The organism is Thermobispora bispora DSM 43833 (assembly GCF_000092645.1).
GTDB lineage: Bacteria > Actinomycetota > Actinomycetes > Streptosporangiales > Streptosporangiaceae > Thermobispora > Thermobispora bispora.
The window spans coordinates 4,027,012-4,047,882 of sequence record NC_014165.1 but is presented as its reverse complement, the minus strand read 5'-3'; the positions used below and the strand labels follow the sequence as shown (position 1 = coordinate 4,047,882).

The window sequence follows — 20,871 nt, the reverse complement described above, 5'->3', positions numbered from 1 at the left end:
CGCGGGCTCCCTCCGGTAGGTTGAGGCCGTGGGCGTGTTCGATGATCTGGTGGGGCAGGAGCGGGCGATCGGCGTGCTCCGCACCGCCGCGGCCGCCGCGGCCGAGATCGTCGCCGGGGGCGCGGGCGCGGGCATGACCCACGCCTGGCTGTTCACCGGGCCGCCCGGCTCCGGGCGGACGGAGGCCGCCAAGGCGCTCGCCGCCGCGCTGCTCTGCGCCGACCAAGGGTGCGGCGCCTGCGAGAGCTGCCACCAGGTCGAGGTCGGCTCGCACCCCGACCTGATGTGGGTGCGCCCCGAGGGCCTGTCGTACGGCATCAAGCAGACCCGCGGCCTGGTCCTCAAGGCGGCGGGGGCCCCGACCCTCGGCCGGTGGCGGATCGTGCTGTTCGAGGACGCGGACCGGCTCACCGAGGAGGCGGCGAACGCGCTGCTCAAGGCGATCGAGGAGCCGCCGCAGCGCACCGTGTGGCTGCTGTGCGCCCCCGCGCCGGACGATCTGATCATCACGATCCGGTCCCGCTGCCGGGTGGTCAAGCTGCACGCCCCGTCGACCGAGGCGGTCGCCGAGGTCCTGATGTCCCGCGACGGAGTCCCCCGGGAGATGGCGTTCTTCGCCGCCCGGGCCGCCCAGGGGCACGTGGAGCGGGCGCGCCGCCTGGCGCTCGATGAGGAGGCCCGGCGCCGCCGGGACGAGGTGCTCTCCATCCCCCGGTCGCTCACCGGGATCGGCGAGTGCGTGTCCGCGGCCGAGCGGCTGGTGAAGGTCTCCGCCGAGGACGCCGACGCCGCCACGGCCGCGCTGAACGAGGCCGAGACCGCCGAGCTGCGCAAGGTGTACGGCGAGGGCTCCTCCGGCAAGGGGCTCGGCCGGGGCCTGGTGCGGGGCGCGGCCGGGGCGCTGAAGGAGCTGGAGGCGATGCAGAAGTCGCGGGCGACCCGGATCAAGCGGGACTCCCTCGACCAGGCCCTGCTCGACCTGGCCGCCTTCTACCGGGACGTGCTCGCCATCCAGTTCGGGGCGCGGGTGGAGCTGGCCACCGAGGACCGCCGGAGCGACCTGGAGGCCGTGGCCCGCGAATCGACGCCCGAGGACACCCTGCGCCGGATCGACGCGATCATGCAGTGCCGGGAGCGCCTGGCCGCGAACGCCAACCCGCAGATCGCCGTGGAGGCGATGACCCTCGCCCTCCGCTCCCCACGGGCCGCGGCCGGTTGAGCGATCCCGATCCGCCCGCCGTGGCGCGGGTCGAGATCGTCGACCAGGGCCGCGGCGTGCCGCTGCGCGCCCCGGGGCCGGACCCTCCGAGCGTCCGACGGCGAGTACCCTGACCAACTCCAACGGAACGGCACTCCGCGCGTGCCGTGCGCCGGGCCTGCCATGGCCACCCCGGCCGCGCCATGGATCGGCCGGTTCAGGTCGGCCCACGGCGTCGCCACCGATCGGCGGTTCAGCGCTCACTGCGGCACCGCGCCACAGATCGCATATGCAGGGCTCACCCGGGCCGGGCGTCACGGTTCACACGTTCAGGGCCCACCCCGGCCGGGGCCACGGATCGCACGTTCAGGGGTCGCCCCGCCGGGCGCCACAGATCGCGGCCGGCGGGCTCACCAGGTTGCCCTGCTTTTACGCCGCCTTGGCATATCGTGGGGGCGGGCGGAAGCCGTACGCGCTGAGGAGGCCGGCTCGTGGGCATGATCATGGCGGTGAGCTTCACCCGCTACGGACGGCTCTACTACCTCGACCCCGGTGGAATCTCGCCGCGCGTGGGCGACAAGGTGCTGGTGCCCACCGAGTACGGGCCGGAGGTGGCCGAGTGCGTATGGCCGCCGCAGTACGTGAGCGAGGACATCGAAGGGCTGCCGGTCTGCCAGGGGTTCGCGACCGAGGAGCACCTCGCCCGGGACGAGGCGAACCGCCGCCGGAGGGCCGAGGCGAAGAGCGTGTCACGGCGGCTGATCAAGCGGCACGGGCTGCCGATGAAGGTGGTCGCCGTCGACTACCTGGACGCCGAGAACGTCTTCACCGTCTACTTCTCCGCGCCCCACCGCGTCGACTTCCGGGCGCTGGTGCGGGACCTCGCCCGCAACCTGCGGGCCAGGGTGGAGCTGCGGCAGATCGGGCCCCGGGATGAGGCGCGGCTGCAGGGCGGCATCGGCCCGTGCGGTCGGGAGCTGTGCTGCGCGACGTTCCTCAAGGACTTCGAACCGGTCTGGGTCCGGATGGCCAAGGACCAGGACCTGCCGGTCAACCCGCTGCGGATCGCGGGCGCGTGCGGCCGGCTCATGTGCTGCCTCAAGTACGAGCACCCGCTCTACCAGGAGTTCCGGGAGAGCGCGCCCCCGGTCGGCGCCGCGGTGGACACGCCCGAGGGGCCGGGCACGGTGGTCGGGCACAACGTGCCCACCGACTCGGTGGTCGTCCGGCTGGACCAGAGCGGCCGCCGCTGCGTCTGCCCGCGGGCGAGCGTCTGCGCGTCCCGCAAGGAGTACGAGGCGCGGTACGGCGAGGCCGAGCCCGCGGAGGCGATGAGCGTTCCGCGGAACGGGCCGGCCGTACCGCGGGACGAGCCGCCGGCGGCGGGCCATCCGGAGGGGCCGGTGCCGGCCGGGAGCGGTCCGGCGGGTGAGCCGGCGACGGCCCGGAGCGGTCATGACGGCGTCCTGGCGGCCGCGGGCGGGGAGCGGAACGAGCCCGTGGCGGCTGTGGGCGATCGGCCGGGCGAGCCGGCGACGGCGGCGAGCGATCGGCCGGGCGGATCGGCGCGGGCCCCGGGCGATCAGGCGGGTGAGCCGGTGGAGGCCGACGGCGAGCGACACGATCGGTGAGCGGGCCGCTGCGCCCACGGTTTTCCACACTTCACCGTGTTGGCGGATCTCTCCGGACGATGTTTCGATACGCTCCGCATCGATGAACGATGCATTTCGTGATCTCCCCGGCCGGACGGCGGGGGATCGGCCGCGCCCGCAGGCGGCCCGCAGTGGCCGCGCCCTGCTCCGCCGCGTGGCCGCCACGGCCGCGGCGGTGTTCGTCGTCGCCGGTTGCGCCGTCGGCGGCCGGATGGACGAACGTCCGGTGATCAAGGCACCGGTCCCCGAGCTGCAGCCGTTCTACAGCCAGCGGCCGGAGTGGCGTGACTGCGGCGACGGCTTCGAGTGCGCGCGGATCGAGGTGCCCCTCGACTACGCGAAGCCGTCCGGTGAACGGATCGAGATCAGCGTGATCCGCCTGCCGGCCACTGGCGACCGCATCGGTTCCCTGCTGATCAACCCGGGTGGCCCCGGGGGCTCGGGCATCGCCTACGCCCGGGCGGCCCGCGCCATGTTCACCGCCCGGATCCGCGCCCGGTTCGACATCGTGGGCTTCGACCCGCGCGGGGTCGGCGAGTCGACCCCGATCCGGTGCATGTCGAGCAAGGAGCTGGACTCCTTCATCGGCCTCGACGCCAACCCGGACACGGCGGCCGAGGTCGTGGCGCTGGAGAAGGGATCGAAGCGGTTCGCCGAACGCTGCGCGGCGCGCTCCCGCCGGCTGCTGCCGTACGTCGGCACGGAGTACGCCGCGCGGGACATGGACGTGATCCGCGCCGTCCTGGGGGACACCGGGCTGACGTACCTCGGCAAGTCGTACGGGACCTTCCTCGGCGCGTGGTACGCGGACCTCTTCCCCAAGCAGGTGCGGGCGCTCGTCCTCGACGGCGCCGTCGACCCGGCGGTCCCAGCGCTGAAGGCGAACGAGGTGCAGGCCAAGGGGTTCGAGGTGGCGCTGCGGGCGTTCATCAGGGACGCCCTCACCCAGCGGGACAACCCCTTCCGCAGCCGCACCGTGGGCGGCGCGCTGGCGGAGATCGACGCGCTGCTGACGCGGGCGGACCAACACGGGCTTCGCAACGACTTGCCTGACGGCCGCGTCGTGACCGAGTCATGGGCCGTGCTCGGCATCGTCACCCCGCTCTACGACCGCGACGCGTGGCCGAGGCTCCGGAAGGCGTTGCGGTCCGCGTTCGCCGGGAACGGCACCGAGCTGCTCCGCTTGGCCGACATCCTGGTGGAGCGGCGGCGCGACGGGTCGTACGCCAACCAGACCGAAGCGAACATGGCGATCAACTGCGTGGACCGCCCGTATCCGGCGAAGGTGGACGAGTACCGCAAGGCCGCCGAGAAGGCCGCCGCGGCCGCGCCGCGGTTCGGCGCCTATGTCATGTGGGGCTCGCTGCCGTGCGCGTACTGGCCGGTGAAGCCGGCGGCGACGGACCCGATCAGGGCGGTGGGCGCGCCGCCGATCCTCGTGATCGGCACCACGCGGGACCCGGCCACGCCGTATGAATGGGCCAAGGGGCTCGCCGCCACGCTCGCCTCGGGCGTCCTGCTCGGGTACGACGGAGACGGGCACACCGCCTACCGTGCCGGGTCGCGCTGCGTGGACGACATCGTCGACGACTACCTGATCTCGCGGCGGGTGCCGGAGAACGGCAAGGTCTGCGCGGAGGCGTGACCGGCTCGCCGGCGGCCTGGGGCGGACTGGGCGCGGGAGCAGGGGTTCCGCGGGATGCAGTTCAGCGCGGTCGCCGAGAGCAACACCCGGGCGGTCGCGCTCTACCGCTCCCTCGGCTTCGAGGTGCTCGCCACCGTGCCGGAGGGCTTCCGGCACCCGCGGCTCGGCTATGTCGGGCTGCACATCATGTACCGCCGCTGGTGACCGATGTACCGCCCGCTTGTGATCGCGGGCTCGCCGGCCGATGCCCGGAAAACCACGAGGGCATCCCTTCCGGCGAAGGGATGCCCTCGTGAACAGCCGAGCCGCCTGTGGGAATCGAACCCACGACCTACGCATTACGAGTGCGTCGCTCTGGCCGACTGAGCTAAGGCGGCAACGCAAGTCGGCTCAAGTGTACAGGCTCTGCGCCTCTGCCGCGCACCGGTAGCCCGGCGTGGCCATCGGCGCCGCGCCCGGGTGCGGCGCCGACGCCCCGGAGCTCACGGCCGTCCGGCGAACCGGGCGAGCGGGTTCTCCAGCTCCCCGACGAGCTGCAGCGCGGCCGCCGGGTCGGCCAGGTCGACCATCTGCCGGTTGTTCCGCAGCTGGAGCCGGTTGAGGCAGGACAGCGCGAACCGCTCGGCGAACAGGTCGTACCGCTTGAACCGCTCGGCCAGGTGGGGGACGGAGCGCTGGTAGTCGGCGGCGCACTCGGCCACGGTCCGCCAGAACGTCTCCTCGTCCATGACCCCCTCGGTGGCGAGGATCGCGCTGAGGAAGCGGAAGAAGCAGTCGAAGACGTCCGTGAAGATCGAGAGCAGCTTCATGTGCTCAGGGACGTGGGCGCGGATCCGCTCGACCTCCGGCGGCAGCTCCGTCTCCTCGTTCATGAGCACGATCTCTTCGGCGATGTCCTTGAAGATCGCCCGCTCCACTACCCCGTCGTTGAGCACGAGGATCACGTTCTCGCCGTGCGGCATGAACGCCAGGTCGTACGCGTAGAAGCAGTGGAGCAACGGGGTGAGGTAGGCGTCGAGGTACCGCCGCAGCCACACCTCGGGGGTGAGCCCTGAGCGCTCGATCAGCGCCCCGGTGAACGACCGGCCCTCGTGGTCGACGTACAGGAGGGCGGCCATGGTGGCGAGGCGCCGGCCCGGCTCCAGCGTCGCCACCGGGCTCTCCCGCCACAGCGCGGCGAGCATCTTCCGGTACGGCGAGGTCCGGTCGGTGGCGGCCTCGTAGTGCCGGTTCCGGTACCCGGCCGCGGCCCGCTCGCGGATGATCCGCATGCGGGTGGCCCGGAGCACGTCGTCGCCGGCGATGAGGTTCGCCAGCCAGTCGTTGATCGCCGGGGTTCCGGCCATGTACGCGGCCGACAGGCCCCGCATGAAGCCCATGTTCAGCACGGACAGCGCCGTCTTCACGTAGTGCTTCGTGGGCGCGCTGCGGTTGAAGAAGGTGCGGACCGCCTGCTGGGGGAGGTACTCGTCGTCCCCCGGCCCGAGGCAGACGAGCCGCCGCTCGGCGATCTCGGCGGCGTAGGTCACCGATATCTTGTTCCACCACTGCCAGGGGTGGACCGGGATGAGCAGGTAGTCGGCGAGGTCGAGGCCCTGCCCGGCCATGGTGGCGGCGAACCGGCCGAGGACCTCCTCCCCGAGCTCCTCGCGCATGAACCGGTCGTAGTCGGTGTCCGCGCAGCAGGTGAACGTGGCGTGGTCCCGGTGGGCCGCCAGCCAGATGAGCCGGACCGGCGCGGCCGCCTCGGGCGCGTACCGGTGGTGGTCGTCGATCCCGTAGCCGACCCGCCCGCTGTTGGCGACGAAGCACGGGTGCCCCTCGAACATCGCGCTCTCGATCGCCTGGAAGTCCGCGTCGGCGAGCTCGGCCGCGGTACGGCGCGGCCGGCTGAGCTTGTAGGCGAGACCGGCCAGGGTGTTGGTGATCTCCTCCAGGTACACGGGGAGCATGTCGTCCCGGATCCCGAGGGTCCGGCGCAGCTCGACGCACAGGTCGATGGCGTCGAGGGGCAGCTCGGCCCCGTCGCGGCGCCGGGTGATGCCTGCGGGGTCGATCCGCCAGTGCTCGAGGGTGAGCACGTCGGCGGCGAAGCGGTACTCGACGGTCCCGTCATCGCTGCGCACCCGGTACCGGCCGTCGGGAAGCCGTTCCGGGGTGATCAGGCGCTCGTGCGCGAACTCGGCGAGCGCCTTCCTGACCAGGAAGCGGTTGGCTTCGGCCCAGTTGCCCGGGGTGAGGTGGGCGACGGCTGCGGTGGGGTTCACTCGGTCGTCCTCCGGGTGGCGGCGAGGAACTGCTCCCGGGTGCAGAAGCTGAGCAGCGCCGTTTTCTCCGGCTTCTGGATGGTCCGGGCCACCTCGAACCCGACCGCCGCGTTGAGCCGGTGCACGGCCGTGTTGCGGACGTCGGGCTCGACCACCACGCGCCGGACCTTCGGGTCGGCGAAGAGCATCTCCATCACCGTGGTGATCACGGCCAGGGTGAAGCCGTGGATCGGCTTGTCCGCCGGCGCGACCAGGAAGTGCATGCCGACGTCGCCCTCCTCCGGCTCGTACAGGCCGACGAGCTCGACCTCGGCCGGGTCGTACCGCTCCATGAGGAAGGCGGGCGTCCCGTTGTACAGGCCGATGAACGCGTCGTGGTGCGGGTGCTCGATGATCTTGCGGTACTCCCGCACGACGTGGTCGAGGCTCGCGCCCTGCATCATCCAGAACACCGCCTTCGGGTGGGTCACCCAGCCGTGGAGCAGCTCGGCGTCGGTGTCCAGGTCGAGCGGGCGGATCGCGAACTCGCCCAGCGGGTCGGTGCGGGTGAAGATGATCTCGCTCAAGAGATGACGCCCTCCGGCGCGCCGAACTCCTGGAAGCAGAAGGACTTCTCGATCGGGTAGTACTCCCGGCCGAGCATCTCGCGGATGATCCACGAGTTGCGGTACGGCCCCATGCCGAGGTCGGGCGAGGTGATGCTGTGCGCGTGCGTGGCGGCGTTCTGCAGGAAGATGCCGCGCCCGGTGACGTCGATGCTGTAGTTCCGCGCGACGTCGAACCGGCCGTGCCTGTCCCAGCGGATGCGGTGGCGGATCGGCTCCAGGAACGCCGGGGGCTCGTAGTGGTAGCCGGTGGCGAGGATGAGGCCCTCGGTGATGAGGGTGAAGTCCCGTCCCTGCTCCACGTGGTGGAGGCCGAGCCGGTACTCGCCGGTGTTCTCGTCGTACTCGGCGGTGCGCAGCTCGGTGTTGGTGAGCAGCCGGGTCGGGACCGGGCCGTTCACCGACTTCTCATAGAGCAGGTCGAAGATCTCGTTGATCTTCGAGGCGTTGATGCCCTTGTAGAGCCCTTTCTGCTCCGCCTCGAGCCGGTAGCGGACGTCCTCCGGCAGGGAGTGGAAGTAGTCGATGTAGTCCGGGGACGTCATCTCCAGGGTGAGCTTGGTGTACTCGAGCGGGAAGAACCGCGGCGACCGGGTCACCCAGTTGAGCCGGTACCCGCGGGTGTCGATCTCGGTGAGCAGGTCGTGGTAGATCTCGGCGGCGCTCTGCCCGCTGCCGATGATGGTGATGCTCTTCTTCGCCTGCAGCGCGGCCTTGGCGTTGAGGTAGTCGGCGCTGTGGATGGCGTCACCGCCGAGGTCCCGGCAGAACTCGGGGACGTACGGCCGGGTGCCGGTGCCGAGCACGATATGCCGGGCGCGGTGCTCGACGGTCTCCCCGGTGTCGGTCCTGACCGAGCGGACCACGTAGACCTCGTCGGCCTCGTCGTAGGTGATCGAGGTCACCTCGTGGCGGAAGAGGATGTTGCCGAGCTTCGCCGCGGCCCACCGGCAGTACGCGTTGTACTCGCTCCGGAGCTGGTAGAAGATCTCGCGGATGTAGAACGGGTAGAGCCGCCCGGTCTCCTTGAGGAACTGCAGGAACGAGAAGGGCGAGGTCGGGTCGGCGAGGGTGACCAGGTCGGAGAGGAACGGCGTCTGCAGGGTGGTCGACTCGATCATCATCCCGGGGTGCCAGTCGAACTCCGCCCGGCTCTCCAGGAAGACGCCGTTCAGCTCGCCGATCGGATGGGTGAGGCAGGCGAGCCCCAGGTTGAAGGGGCCGAGCCCGACTCCGACGAAGTCGTACGTCGTGGAGGTCATGCTGTCCTCTCCGGTCGTTGGGGTGGGGTTGCCCGGGGATCACGCGGTGCCGCAGTGGAGCGGCGATCGCTCGGTGACGTAGCGCTCGGCGTGCCCGGCGAGCAGGCCGATCACGTGGGCGATGTCGTCGAGTGAGGTCTCGGGGTTGAGCAGGGTGAGCTTGAGGTAGTGGCGGCCGTCGACCTTCGTGCCGGCGACCATGGCCTGCCCGCTGGCGGCGAGGGCCTGCCGCGCGTGCAGGTTGGCGTCGTCGGTGAGTTTCCGCGCCGGGCCCTCGGGCGGGAGGTAGCGGAAGACGACGGTGCTGAGCTGGGACTTGGCGAGGACCTCGAACCGCGGGTCGGCGTTGATGAGCTCCCAGGCCTGGGCGGCGCGGTCGACCACCCGGTCGAAGAGCTCGCCGATCGCGTCCGGCCCCATGATCCGCAAGGTGAGCCAGAGCTTGAGCGCGTCGAAGCGCCGGGTGGTCTGCAGGCTCTTGTCGACCTGGTTGGGGATCCGCTGCTCGGCCGCGTACGCCGGGTTGAGGTAGTCGGCGTGGTAGGTCGCGTGCCGGAGCGTGGCGGCGTCCCGGACCAGGACCGCGCTCGAGCTCACCGGCTGGAAGAAGGACTTGTGGAAGTCGATGGTCACCGAGTCGGCGCGCTCGATGCCGTTGAGCAGGTGCCGCCGGGTCTTGGAGACGAGCAGGCCGCAGCCGTACGCGGCGTCGACGTGCAGCCACACGTCGGCGTGGCCGCACAGGTCGGCGATCTCGGGGAGCGGGTCGATGGCGCCGAAGTCGGTGGTGCCGGCGGTGGCGACGACGGCCATGACCTGGAGCCCGTCCCGGCGGCAGCGGTCGAGCTCGCGGGCGAGCGCGTCCGGCCGCATCCGCCGCCGCTCATCGGTCTCCACGAGGATCACCGCGCCCGGCTCGAGGCCGAGCAGCCGGGCGGATTTCGTCACGCTGAAGTGGCCGTCCGCTGAGGCGATGACGCGGAGCCGCCGGAGGATCTCGTGCCGGGGGAGGGACGGCGAGCCGGCCATGGCCTTGGCGCACGCCTCCTCCCGGGCGAGCAGCAGGGCCTGGAGGTTGGACTGGGTGCCCCCGCTGGTGAACACGCCGTCGGCGTCGCTCCCCAGCCCGACGCGGCCCGCGGCCCACTCGATGAGCCGGCGCTCGATGAGGGTTCCCCCCGCGCTCTGATCCCAGGTGTCGAGGGAGGAGTTGATCGCCGAGAGGATCGCCTCCCCGAGCAGGGCCGGGATCACCACCGGGCAGTTGAGGTGCGCCAGGTAGCGGGGGTGGTGGAAGTAGACCGCGTCGCGCAGGTAGACCTCGTCGAGCTCGTCGAGGGCGGCGGTGGGGTCGTGGAGCGGCCGGTCGAGGTCGATCCCGGAGATCCGCTCGGCCAGCCGCGCCGGGGAGACGCCGGTGAACGGCCGGTCGGCCCGGGCGACCCGGCGGGCGACCCGCTCGACCCCCTCGGTGACGGCGCGCCGGTACCGGTCCAGGTTGCGGTCGTTGAACAGGTGGGCTCTGGCGTCCTCCGGTACGGCGTCCGCCGGGGCGGTCTGCCCGTGAGATGTCATGGTCCGTCCTCGCGTCATGATCGAGCTTAGGTTAGCCTAACCTTAGTTGGGTCGAGAAGGCCGGGTCTCACGGGCCGAGGGGGGCGCGTCTGGTGGGGCGCCGCTTGGCCCGATCATGATAACTTAGGTAAGCCTTACCTAACAGATGACCCCGGAGTGATGTGAGTATCACGGTCTACCGAGACCCGTGGGGCATCCCGCACCTGCGCGCGGACAGCGCCCACGAGCTCGCCTTCGCCCAGGGCTGCAACGCCGCCCGCGACCGGGCCTGGCAGATCGAGGTCGAACGGCACCGCGCGCTGGGGACCACGGCCGCGTTCCTCGGCCCGGACGCCATCGGCTGGGACCGGTTCGCCCGGCGGGTACGGCTCGCCGACACCGCCAAGCGCTGCTTCGCCCGGCTCGGATCGGAGACCGCGGCGTGGGTGTCCCGCTACGCCGACGGGGTCAACGCCGGCCTCGCCGCCGGGGCGCGGCAGGCCCCCGAGTTCGCCGCCACCGGCCTCGTCCCCGGGCGGTGGGAGCCCTGGACCCCGCTCGCGATCTGGCTGACGCACCACATCCTCTTCGCCGGCTTCCCGGCGAAGCTCTGGCGCTGGGCGGTGGCCGAGCGGATCGGCCCCGAGGCGGTCGGGCTCTTCGCCACCGACGGACCGGGCACCCTGGGCAGCAACGGCTGGCTCATCCCCGGGGACCGCACCGCGACCGGGGCCGCCCTGATCGCCGGCGACCCGCACCGGCTCATCGAGGAGCCGGGCGTCTACCAGCAGATCCGCCTCTCCTGCCCGGAGTTCGACGTGGCCGGCTTCGCCGTCCCCGGCGTGCCCGGCATCCCGCACTTCGGGCACACCGGCCGGGTCGCCTGGGCGATCACCAACGCGATGTCCGACTACCAGGACCTCTACCGGGAGCGGCTCCGGCGGCGCGCCGGCCGCGTCGAGGCGCTCGGCCCTGACGGCTGGCGGCCGGCCGAGGCGCACGTCGAGATCATCGAGGTCGCCGGGGGCGACCGGATCGAGGTCGAGGTGATCGAGACCGAGCGCGGCCCGGTCGTGCTCGGCGGCCCGGACGACGCGCAGGACGGGCTCCCGCCGGGGGAGGCGCTCAGCCTCCGCTACCCGCCCCGGGTCCGCCACGACCTCGGGTTCGACGCGCTCCCCGCCCTGCTGCGGGCGGCCACCGTGGCCGACGTCGACCGGGCGCTCGACCGGTGGGCCGAGCCGGTGAACGTCGTGCTCGCCGCCGACACCGCGGGCGGGCTGCTCCACCGCGTCGCCGGGGCGGTGCCGATCCGCGACCCCGAGAACCGGCTGTGGCCCGTGCCGGCCTGGGAGCGGGGGTACGAGTGGTCCGGCTGGCACGCGCCGATGCCCCGCCGCCCGGTCCGCGGGATCACGGTGATGGCGAACGAGCGCGGGATCTCCGAGCCGTTCGGCGTCGAGTTCTCCCCCCGCTACCGGGCCGACCGCATCCGGTACCTGCTCGACCGGCCGGTGGCCTGGTCGGCCGAGGACATGGCCGCCGTCCACATGGACACCCACCTCGCCTCGGCCGGGCCGCTGCTCGACCTGCTCGCCGGGCTCGGGGGGCTCAGCGAACCCGCGGCCCGCCTCCGGGACCGGCTGCTCGCCTGGGACCGGCGGATGGAGGCGGCCTCCACCGACGCCACCGCGTACGCGGCCGTCCGGGCCGCCGTGGTGCGCCGGCTCGCCGCCCACCCCGCGCTCGCCCGGCTGGGCGAGCCCGTGCCGTACCCGCCGCTCTTCCGGCCCTGGCTCGAGCCGCTCGCCAGGATCGGGTACGCGCTGGAGACCCTGCTCACCACCGACCGGCTGCCCGGGCTGGACCGGGACGCCGTCGCCGAGCTGGTCCGGGCGGCGGTCGAGGAGGTGGCGGCCGCGGGCTCGCCATCGGTGCCCTGGGGCGAGGCGCACCGCATCGCGCCCTGGCGGGCGCTGCCCGATCCGGAGCCCGGCGACCGGCCCGGCGTCTCCGGCGACCACGAGTGCGTGCTCTGCACGTCGAGCGTCCCCGGGGTCACCGACACCTGCGCGCGCGGGCCCGTCGCCCGGTACGTGTGGGACCTCGCCCGGCGGGAGAACAGCCGGTGGGTGGTCCCGTTCGGGGCGTCGGGCGTGCCCGGGCACCCCCATCAGCGTGATCAGCTCCCGCTCTGGCTCCGCGGCGAGCTGATCCCCGTGCTGACCGACTGGGACCGGTTGACCGAGGAGCGATATGACGACTGAACCCCGCGCCGCCTCCCCCGCCCAGCGCCGGGCCGTGTTCGAGCGGACGGTGGACGGCTTCGGGACCGTGCGGCTGGTGCCCGTGGTCCCCGAGGCCGACGCCGGCCTCATCCACGGCTGGGTCACCCAGGAACGCGCCCGGTTCTGGGGGATGCTCGACGCAGACCGCGACCGGGTGCTGGAGATCTACGGCTACCTGGACGGCCTCAGCACCCACCACGCCTACCTGGTGCTCCGGGACGGCCGGCCGGTCGCCCTCTTCCAGACCTACGAGCCGGAGCACGACCCGGTGGGCGAGCGCTACGAGGTGCGGCCGGGCGACTTCGGCGTCCACTTCCTGGTCGGCCCGGCCGAGGGCGGGCGGGAGCCCGGCTTCACCGGCACCCTCTGCGCCGTGCTGCTCGAGTTCGTCTTCGCCGACCCCGGCCGCAAGCGGATCGTGGCCGAGCCGGACGTCCGCAACGAGAAGATGATCACGCGGCTGCTCCGCACCGGGTTCGAGCTCGGCCCCGAGATCGACCTGCCGGGCAAGCGGGCGCGGCTGTGCTTCTTCCGCCGGGAGACGTACGAGGCCCTGCGGGCGGAAAGCGCCGCCACAGGTGGCGCACACTGACGATCCGCCACATTCGGCCGAACAGAACGCCGCCGTAAAGATACCGTTCGGCCCGCGCGTGTCCCGGGCTCGGCCGTACCCCTGAGGGGTTATCACGGCGGAGTGACGCGACCGAGCCGAATGATGATCGCACTCGCCTGCGCCTCAGCGGTGCTCTCCGGGTGCGCGAAGGATGATCAGCAGGCGGAGCTCCGGCCGCTCTCGTTGCAGGAGCACGCGTACTCGGTCACCAAGACCGACGGCGGTTACGCGGTGAACTGGGCGGGACTGCTCGTCAACCGGAACCGCTGGCACTTCGGGGAGCACGCCGTCGCCGTGGTGACCGGGGTGGACGCCGCGGGCAAGGAGGTCATCCGCGTGGAGCAGCCGCTGGACGCGGTCCCACCCGGGCGCGAGATCGCGTTCAGCGGCCAGGCCCCGGCGCGCGGCAAACCGGTGCGGGTCACGATCGAATGCCGGGAGGTCTCCTGGCGCGAGGTCCCGCGGATCCCCTCCGCCTTCCTGCGCTTCCCCGTCTCCGACGTGGTCACCGAGCGGCTGCCGGACGGCTCCCACCTCGTCACCGGCTACGTCGGCCACCCGTTCCGCAAACCCGGGAACGTGGTGGTGACCGCCCTGCTCCGGGACGCCTCCGGCCGGCTGATCGGCGGCGGGACCGCGCACGTCGACGGCATGCGCCACGACCGCAAGCGCCGGTTCGTGATCACAGTGGAGGGCGTGACGGGGAAGGTCGCGAAGACCGACGTGTTCGCCGGCACCTGGGGCACGACGGCCAAGCCGTACCTCGACCTCGTGGCGGGCGGCGCGGCCCCGGTGCACACGGTCACGCCGACCACGAAGCCGTTCGCCAAGGACCGCGGATACCGGGTCGGGAACGAGCAGCGGCCGTGATCCGGCGGGCGGCTGGTGACGCCGGACCTGATGCCGATCATGAAATCAGTGGCACGTTACGGTAGCGGTATGTCCACCGGCAGGATCGTGCTCTTCGGGGCCACCGGGTTCACCGGGCGGCTCACCGCCCGGGCGCTGGTGCAGCGCGGAGCGAGGCCGGTGCTCGCCGGGCGCGACCGGGCGCGGCTGGAGGAGCTCGCCGCCTCCCTATCGGTCGAGCTCCCCACGATCGTCGCGGACGCGCGCCGGCCGCTGTCGGTGCAGGGGATCGTCCGTCCCGGCGATGTGCTCATCACGACCGTCGGCCCCTTCACCCGCCTGGGGGAGCCGGCGGTGATCGCGGCGACCGAGGCCGGTGCCGTCTACCTCGACAGCACGGGCGAGCCACGGTTCATCAAGCGGATCTTCCAGCGGCACGGCCCGATGGCGGCGGCGCGGGGGGCCGCCCTGCTCACCGCGTTCGGATACGACTACGTGCCCGGCAACCTCGCCGCGGCGCTCGCCCTGCGCAAGGCGGGCGGCCACGCCGCCGGGGTGGCGGTCGGCTACTTCCTCCGGGGCAACGTGGCCCGGCGCGCGAGCGCGGGCACGCTCCGGTCCGCCCTCGGCGCGTTCTTCGAGCCGATGTACGGCTTCCGCGACGGCCGCATCGTCCGAGAGCAGGGCCGGACCAGGACCTTCACCGTCGGCGGCCGGCGGCTGCACGGCCTGGCCGTGGGCGCCTCCGAGCACTTCACCCTGCCCCCGGCCCACCCCGGGCTGCGCGAGGTCACCGTCTGCCTCGGCTGGATGGGCGCCCTCAACCGGCCGCTCGCCCTGGCGGCGCGCGCGGCCCCGCTGCTCGCCGCCCTCCCGGGGGCGCGCCGGGCGATCGAGACGATCGCCGACCGGCTGATCCGGCCCGGGGCCGGCCCGGCCGGCTCCACCCTGTCCACGCAGGTCGTCGCGGAGGCCGTCGACGCCGAGGGGAACACGCTCGCCTCGGTCCTGCTCGACGGGGGAGACCCGTACGAATTCACCGCCCGGATCCTCGCCTGGGCGGCGACCACCGCGCTCGCCCACGGGGTGAGCGGCACGGGAGCGCTCGGCCCGGTCGACGCCTTCGGCCTCGACGCGCTCGTCCAGGGGTGCGCCGAGGCCGGGCTGGTGGTGCGGGACCCCGTGTGATCATCCGCCGGCCCGCCCGGGTGCCGTGCGAGCCTCCGCGGGCCGGTCGGGGCGCGCTCTTGGTCCACCCGGGTCCGCCCGCCCGGGTTCCCGGTCCACCGCGGCCGCGGGGCGTTCATCGTGGGCCGGTCGCGTCGTCCGACCCCCTGGGGTCCGGCCGGCGTCGTCCGGTCTGGCGCGGCTCGGCGGGGCTACGGTCTACCGCCGCGGATCCGACTGGGATGCCCATGGTCCATGCGGGTCCGCCGGGGCATCCGGTCTCCGCCGTGCGGGCTCGCCCGGCCGGGTGCTTCGCCGTGCCCGGATGCCGGCTGGCCTGATTCAGGCGGATATGCACAGAAAAATCGGCTTTCTTCTTTTCGGGGCCGACCGGCTGTGATTACGCCGCTCTTGCAGCATTTGGTGCCATTTCCGAATTATTTCCTATAGCTTCGAAAAAAGGTATTCGTTGACCGGTGGGGCGACAGCCGAGGCGTGACGTCATTGGCGAACAGTCGTGCCGGTATTTGAAAAACGGTGGATTATCGAGTGACTGAGCGTTTACTCTGCGTAATATGAACGATGGCGTCATGGCCGAGGCCCTCCGCGCCAGGGATCCGGATGCCCTCGCCGCGCTCTACGACAGGTACGCCGAACCCATTTATCAGTATTGCTGCGCGCTGCTCGGCGATCCCGACAGCGCCCAGGTCGCCCTGCGGGACACGTTCATCGCCGCAGAGGCCCTCATCGGCTCGCTCGCCGATCCCGCGATGTTCCGGCCCTGGCTGTACGCGCTCGCCCGCGGGGAGAGCCTGCGCCGGCGGGTCCCCGGCGGGCGCGCGGCCGACGACACGACCGGCGCGGACGGCACCGTGCAGCCGCCCGCCGCCGGCGACGGCCCGGCCGGACCGCCCACCCAGGAGGCCGGGGAGGTCATCGATCTGCAGGCGGTGGCGCGCAGCGCGGTGGCCGCCCTGAGCCCGGAGAACCGCGAGATCCTCGAGCTCACCACCCGGCACGGCCTGTCCCTCGAGGACGTGGCCCACATGCTCGGCACCGGGCGGCGCCACGTCGAGGGCTGGCACGAGGCGGCCGCGGGTCAGCTCCGCGACCTGATCACCGTGGAGCTCCTCGCCCGGAGCCCGTCCCCCGAGTGCGAGGCGGTCGCCGGGATCCTCGGGGAGACACGCGGCGGGCTCACGCCGCAGCTCCGCGCCCGGCTCGTCAAGCACCTGGCGCGGTGCGAGGCCTGTTCCCGCCACCGGATGCGGCAGGTCTCGCCGGAGAAGGTCTTCACCCTGGTGCCGCCGGTCCGGTTGCCGGAGACGCTGCGCGTCCGCGTGCTGAGCTGCTTCGCCGACCCCGAGCTCGTCCCGTACCGCCGGTACGTCGCCCGCCGGGTGGGCCCGCTCGACCCGTCCGGCTTCCCCAAGAAGGGCACCAAGCGCGAGGGCCGCGTCGCCCAGGCGATCTCCGGGGCGATCTCCACGGTCGCCGCCGTGGTGGCGGTCGTGCTGCTGTTCGCCCAGCTCACCGCGGACTCGCCGTCGCCCACGGTCGGCGCCGCCCCGCGCCAGTGGCCCACACCGCGCACCACCGCACCGAGCTCCGCCCCGTCCAGCGCCACGCCCAGGGAGACGGCCGTGGACGTACGCACGAGCCGGCCGCCCGCGACCACCCACGCCGCGACCTCCGCGGTGCCGTCCCCCGTCCTGGCCCGGCCCGCGGCGCTGGTGCGGCCCGTCCCCCGGCCCACGCCCGCGCCCCGGCCCAGCGAACCGCGGCGCACCCGCCGGCCGTCCGCCTCGGCCCGGCCGACCCATCACCCTTCCGTGCCGTACCAGAGCCCTTCGGCCGTGCCGAGCGGGGACTTCACCGTCACCCCGGGCCGTCCGTGGCGGCCGCCGCGCTGGCACCGCCCCAGGCCCTCACGTGATCACGACCACGGCCACGGGAGCCCCACGCCGGACCATCGCGGGCCGTACCACGGGCAGACCCCGGTTCCCCGTAAGTACCACCGGGCGCGGTACCGCCCCTGCTGCACGCACCATCGCCCGCGGCACCCGGGATCGGGGAACCCGCGATTCCGGGATCGGGCGCACCGGTATGCGGCCCCGGAGCCGCGGTCCCGGCAGCGGGAGCACCGGCCCGAGGCCCGGTCCGATGTCCACAGGTGGACGCGGCCGCACACGGAGCCGGTGCCGGCTCCCGCACCGCGGATGAGAGGGGGTGATCCGGGCACGCCGGCGGACGGCGGGCCGCGGTTCCCGCACCGCAGATGAGGCCGCCAAGCCCCCGGAATCGTTTGCGTACCGCACAGGAATACCCCTACCGCGGTCAATTCGCATTCCCTAATGGGCGGAATTGGCCGAATTTGCCGATCACAGTCCGCTACTTCGATGTGTACGCAGAGTAATCAAGGGGAACTGTGGGGAGTGGCACGCACGGAAGGGGGGAGAAAAAATGCCACTCCTCAGAACCACGGGGTTGATCGCGGGACTGGGGTCCGGTCTCATTCTCACGCTCTGTGGTCCGGTAGTGGCGGACACCAGACCGTCGGCCAAGGAAATCGCTAAAGCCCGGCAGCAGGTCAAGAAACGGGCGGATCAGCTCGATAACCTGAAAGCAGAGATCGCCGCGGCGCGAGAACGACAACGCGAGTCCGCCGCCGAGGCGGAACGGCTCATCGAGGCCTATAACGGGGAACGGGTCCGGCTCAAGGAGGCCCAGGAGAAGTACGAACAGGCGGCGGCCCGGCTGCGCCACGCCGAGGCGCAGTACAACGCGATCCGGGAGGCCGTGGTGGCGAAGGCCACCGAGGGCGGCGGCCGGCTCACCCTCACTCCGCAGCTCGCCGCACTGTTCGCGGCCCGGGGAGACGCCAACGGCTTCCTCGAACGGGCGAGCGTGCTCGCCCACATCGGAGGCGAGCAGGAGGCCACCCTGCGCAGGCTCCTCGACGCCCGACGGGTCTATCAGATCCTCCACTCCGTCGCGGCGCAGGCCTACCACGAGCAGCTCGAGGCCGCGGAACGGGCACGGAGCGCCAAGGAGGCCGCGCAACGGGCCGTCGACAAGCAGATCCAGGAGCTGGAGCGGCTGAAACGCCGGGAAGCCGAGCTCGCCAAGCGCCTCGAGGCGGCTCGCTCCCGGGTGGACCGGCTCAAACGCGCCCGGCAGCAGATCAAGAACCGGCGGACGGTTCGCCGGAACGGCCTCAGCATCCCCTCCTGGGCCGCCCGGCTGGGATCCGGCCGGGGCGGTATCGCCGCCCAATGGGCGCTCAAGCAGCTCGGCAAGCCCTACGTCTGGGCAGGCGCCGGCCCCTCCGGCTTCGACTGCTCCGGGCTCACGATGCGGGCCTGGCAGCGAGCGGGCGTCTCCCTCGACCACTGGACGGGCTCGCAATGGACCTCGGGACAGCGGGTCCCGCTGAACAAACTCCGCGTGGGCGACCTGGTGTTCTTCGGAAAGAACGCCCGCGATCCCCGATCCATCCACCACGTCGGCATCTACATCGGCCGGGGCATGATGGTCCACGCCCCCCGGACGGGGGACGTGGTGCGCATCTCATCGATCTGGCGTCCCGACCTGGTCGGCGCGACGCGCCCCGGCAGCTGGAAAGATGTGCCGCGCAAGAAGCGCTGACCCCTTGCGGCATCCCGTGACCAGCCGTCATCCCACCCGGGCCGCTCCGGTGCTCTCATCCCGTCCGACCCGGCGGAACGGGCACGTCGCGCCAGGCGGTCACCGTGATCCGAGCCGGCTCCGGCGATCGCGCGAGCGGCCGGCTCAAGCCCCCTGCCGCTGCTCCTGGAACCGCCTGAACGACGCGGCGATCTCCGCTTCCGCCTCGGCCCGGCCGACCCAGTTCGCGCCCTCCACGGACTTGCCCGGTTCCAGGTCCTTGTAGACCTCGAAGAAGTGCTGGATCTCCAGCCGCTCGAACTCGGGCACGTGGTGGATGTCGCGGATGTGCTCCATCCGCGGGTCCGTGGCGGGCACGCAGAGCACCTTGTCGTCGCGGCCCTTCTCGTCCGTCATCCGGAACATGCCCACCGCCCGGCATCTGATGAGGCAGCCGGGGAAGGTCGGCTCCTGGAGCAGCACCAGCGCGTCGAGCGGATCGCCATCCTCGCCCAGGGTGTCCTCGATGAACCCGTAGTCGGCGGGGTACTGGGTCGACGTGAAGAGGAGACGGTCAAGTCGGATCCGGCCGGTCTTGTGGTCGATTTCGTACTTGTTCCGCTGCCCCTTTGGAATCTCAACGACGACGTCGAACTCCACTGGCTGCACTGGCATCCTCCGCTCGACCCCCGGGTCTCCCGGGTTGGCGTAATGTCACACAAACGTGTTCCGGCTGGCGCGAAACGAGGTCACGGTGCGACGAGAGCGATGGTTGGTGATCGCCACCCTCGCCCTGCTGCAGATCCATGCCGTCGTCGCGGCGAGTTATGTGCTCGGCCGTGACGGCGGCAGGGCGCCCGCCCCGATCGCGTCGCCGAGACCGACCCCCCTCGTCACCGCGGGCCCGGTGCTGGCCGCGGCGGACGACAAGGCTCATCTCCCAGCCAAGGGTACTTTGGCCGCGAAATTGACCAGCGTTATGGGTACCCCTGGACTGGGCCCGAGCGTGGCGGGGATCGTGATGGACGCGCGGACCGGCGCCGTGCTCTTCGACGGCCGGTCGGGCAAGCCGATGACCCCGGCCTCGACCACCAAGGTGGTCACCGCGGCCGCCGTGCTCGCCACGGTCGGCCCCGACGCACGGCTCGTCACCAAGGTCGTCCGGGACCCGGCCAAGAACGCGATCGTGCTGGTCGGGGGTGGCGACCCCACCCTCGCCGGGCCCGGCGCGGGCCGCCGGACCGGGGACGCCTACCCCAAGCCGGCCACGCTCGCCCAGCTCGCCGCCCGCACCGCCGCCGCCCTCAAGGCGGCGAACATCCGCTCGGTCACCCTGTCGTACGACGCCTCGGTGTTCAGCGGGCCGGCGACCGCACCGGGGTGGCTGCCGAACTACTTCACCGAGGGGAGCGTGGCCCTGATCTCCGGGCTCACCATGGACGAGGGCCGGGCCGAGGACGGCTCGCTGCTCCCCGACCCGCCGCGGGCGACCGCCACCGCCTTCGCCGGCCTGCTGGAGAAGCAGGGGATCAAGGTGGCCGAGAACATCCGGCCCGGGCGGGCGGCCGGCGGCATGGCGGAGATAGCCCGGGTGGAGTCCCCGCCGGTCTACGCGCTCGTCGAGCGGATGCTCACCCTCAGCGACAACGTCCTCGCCGAGGCGCTCGCCCGGCACGTCGCGATAAAGGAGGGGCAGCCGCCCACGTTCACCGGGGCGGCGAAGGCGATCCGCGCCGTGCTCACCCGGCTCAAGGCGGAGCAGGGCATCGAGCTCAGCGACGGCAGCGGCCTGTCCCGGCGGAACCGCATCACCCCGGCCGCGCTCGCCCGCCTGCTGGCGATCGCCGTCAACCAGGGCGACGGCTCCCTGCACTCGCTCATCAGCGGGCTCCCCGTCGCCGGGTTCACCGGCACGCTCCACGACCGCTACCACCGGCCCCGGTCGGCGCCCGGCGCCGGATTGGTCCGGGCCAAGACGGGCACGCTTAACGGCGTGAACACGCTCGCCGGCATCACGTCCACCTCCAGCGGGAGGGTGCTCACGTTCGCGTTCATGGCCGACCAGGTGGCGGACCCGGAACGCGCGATCGCCGCGCTCGACGAGATGGCCACGATCGTCTCGCAGAGCTGACGCCTCCGCCGTG

15 protein-coding genes, 1 tRNA gene and 1 pseudogene are annotated in these 20,871 nt (G+C 72.5%); 11 read left to right on the top strand and 6 right to left on the bottom strand.

The genetic code is table 11. The features are described 5' to 3' along the window. Window positions 1-28 precede the first annotated feature (28 nt). The 4 genes and pseudogenes from TBIS_RS17270 to TBIS_RS17255 all read left to right on the top strand — a co-directional run. Entirely contained in the window at window positions 29-1,219 is a 1,191-nt protein-coding gene (locus TBIS_RS17270) for a DNA polymerase III subunit delta' (RefSeq protein WP_050760580.1), read from the top strand. 476 nt (window positions 1,220-1,695) lie between these two features. After that, complete coding sequence (locus TBIS_RS17265) at window positions 1,696-2,829, top strand: PSP1 domain-containing protein (protein WP_241019946.1); 1,134 nt, start codon at window positions 1,696-1,698, stop codon at window positions 2,827-2,829. Window positions 2,830-2,911: 82 nt separating this feature from the next. Further along, the gene (locus TBIS_RS17260) at window positions 2,912-4,495 is read left to right on the top strand and encodes an alpha/beta hydrolase (RefSeq protein ID WP_013133685.1); all 1,584 of its coding nucleotides are present in this window, start codon (window positions 2,912-2,914) and stop codon (window positions 4,493-4,495) included. Window positions 4,496-4,531: 36 nt separating this feature from the next. Then, window positions 4,532-4,699: pseudogene (locus TBIS_RS17255) on the top strand (N-acetyltransferase family protein); the annotation flags it as partial. A gap of 99 nt (window positions 4,700-4,798) precedes the next feature. Here TBIS_RS17255 and TBIS_RS17250 read toward each other — a convergent pair. The 5 genes from TBIS_RS17250 to TBIS_RS17230 all read right to left on the bottom strand — a co-directional run bounded on the left by TBIS_RS17250 (window position 4,799) and on the right by TBIS_RS17230 (window position 10,204). Further along, window positions 4,799-4,872, bottom strand: a tRNA-Thr gene (locus TBIS_RS17250). Window positions 4,873-4,977: 105 nt separating this feature from the next. Then, window positions 4,978-6,762, bottom strand: a complete 1,785-nt coding sequence (locus tag TBIS_RS17245) for an IucA/IucC family protein (RefSeq protein ID WP_013133684.1) — start codon at window positions 6,760-6,762, stop codon at window positions 4,978-4,980. Beyond that, window positions 6,759-7,328 (bottom strand): GNAT family N-acetyltransferase, encoded by a 570-nt coding sequence (locus TBIS_RS17240; RefSeq protein ID WP_013133683.1) that lies wholly within the window; start codon window positions 7,326-7,328, stop codon window positions 6,759-6,761. Before TBIS_RS17240 ends, TBIS_RS17245 begins: the two co-directional genes overlap by 4 nt. Further along, on the bottom strand, window positions 7,325-8,629 hold the full coding sequence (locus tag TBIS_RS17235) for a lysine N(6)-hydroxylase/L-ornithine N(5)-oxygenase family protein (protein ID WP_013133682.1): 1,305 nt from the start codon (window positions 8,627-8,629) through the stop codon (window positions 7,325-7,327). The genes TBIS_RS17240 and TBIS_RS17235 overlap by 4 nt, the downstream gene beginning before the upstream one ends. Before the next feature lie 39 nt (window positions 8,630-8,668). Beyond that, window positions 8,669-10,204, bottom strand: coding sequence for a pyridoxal phosphate-dependent decarboxylase family protein (locus TBIS_RS17230; RefSeq protein ID WP_013133681.1), 1,536 nt, complete (start codon window positions 10,202-10,204; stop codon window positions 8,669-8,671). Window positions 10,205-10,365: 161 nt separating this feature from the next. Between TBIS_RS17230 and TBIS_RS17225 the strand changes: the two genes are divergently transcribed. The 6 genes from TBIS_RS17225 (at window position 10,366) to TBIS_RS17200 (ending at window position 18,748) form a co-directional block, all read left to right on the top strand. Then, on the top strand, window positions 10,366-12,450 hold the full coding sequence (locus tag TBIS_RS17225; protein WP_013133680.1) for a penicillin acylase family protein: 2,085 nt from the start codon (window positions 10,366-10,368) through the stop codon (window positions 12,448-12,450). Then, entirely contained in the window at window positions 12,440-13,063 is a 624-nt protein-coding gene (locus TBIS_RS17220) for a GNAT family N-acetyltransferase (protein ID WP_013133679.1), read from the top strand. The genes TBIS_RS17225 and TBIS_RS17220 overlap by 11 nt, the downstream gene beginning before the upstream one ends. 102 nt (window positions 13,064-13,165) lie before the next feature. Beyond that, the gene (locus TBIS_RS17215; protein WP_148231560.1) at window positions 13,166-13,954 is read left to right on the top strand and encodes a hypothetical protein; all 789 of its coding nucleotides are present in this window, start codon (window positions 13,166-13,168) and stop codon (window positions 13,952-13,954) included. 69 nt (window positions 13,955-14,023) lie between these two features. Then, window positions 14,024-15,121, top strand: coding sequence for a saccharopine dehydrogenase family protein (locus tag TBIS_RS17210; RefSeq protein WP_041431779.1), 1,098 nt, complete (start codon window positions 14,024-14,026; stop codon window positions 15,119-15,121). A gap of 554 nt (window positions 15,122-15,675) precedes the next feature. Next, on the top strand, window positions 15,676-17,382 hold the full coding sequence (locus TBIS_RS17205; RefSeq protein WP_013133676.1) for an RNA polymerase sigma factor: 1,707 nt from the start codon (window positions 15,676-15,678) through the stop codon (window positions 17,380-17,382). Window positions 17,383-17,638: 256 nt separating this feature from the next. Then, window positions 17,639-18,748, top strand: a complete 1,110-nt coding sequence (locus tag TBIS_RS17200; protein WP_050760579.1) for a C40 family peptidase — start codon at window positions 17,639-17,641, stop codon at window positions 18,746-18,748. Between the two features lie 144 nt (window positions 18,749-18,892). Here the strand turns inward: TBIS_RS17200 and TBIS_RS17195 are convergent, their stop codons facing one another. Next, a complete protein-coding gene (locus TBIS_RS17195; RefSeq protein ID WP_041431774.1) occupies window positions 18,893-19,387 on the bottom strand; it encodes an inorganic diphosphatase in 495 nt (164 codons plus the stop codon). Window positions 19,388-19,451: 64 nt separating this feature from the next. On the opposite strand from TBIS_RS17195, the gene dacB reads away from it, so the two are divergent. After that, window positions 19,452-20,858 (top strand): D-alanyl-D-alanine carboxypeptidase/D-alanyl-D-alanine endopeptidase, encoded by a 1,407-nt coding sequence (gene dacB, locus TBIS_RS17190; protein ID WP_341849543.1) that lies wholly within the window; start codon window positions 19,452-19,454, stop codon window positions 20,856-20,858. Window positions 20,859-20,871 lie beyond the last annotated feature (13 nt).

Coding starts and splice junctions, on each gene's coding strand:
- TBIS_RS17265 (WP_241019946.1), top strand. CDS start 1,696: ATGATCATGGCGGTGAGCTTCACCCGCTACGGACGGCTCTACTACCTC.
- TBIS_RS17260 (WP_013133685.1), top strand. CDS start 2,912: ATGAACGATGCATTTCGTGATCTCCCCGGCCGGACGGCGGGGGATCGG.
- TBIS_RS17235 (WP_013133682.1), bottom strand. CDS start 8,629: ATGACCTCCACGACGTACGACTTCGTCGGAGTCGGGCTCGGCCCCTTC.
- TBIS_RS17230 (WP_013133681.1), bottom strand. CDS start 10,204: ATGACATCTCACGGGCAGACCGCCCCGGCGGACGCCGTACCGGAGGAC.
- TBIS_RS17220 (WP_013133679.1), top strand. CDS start 12,440: ATGACGACTGAACCCCGCGCCGCCTCCCCCGCCCAGCGCCGGGCCGTG.
- TBIS_RS17210 (WP_041431779.1), top strand. CDS start 14,024: ATGTCCACCGGCAGGATCGTGCTCTTCGGGGCCACCGGGTTCACCGGG.
- TBIS_RS17205 (WP_013133676.1), top strand. CDS start 15,676: ATGAACGATGGCGTCATGGCCGAGGCCCTCCGCGCCAGGGATCCGGAT.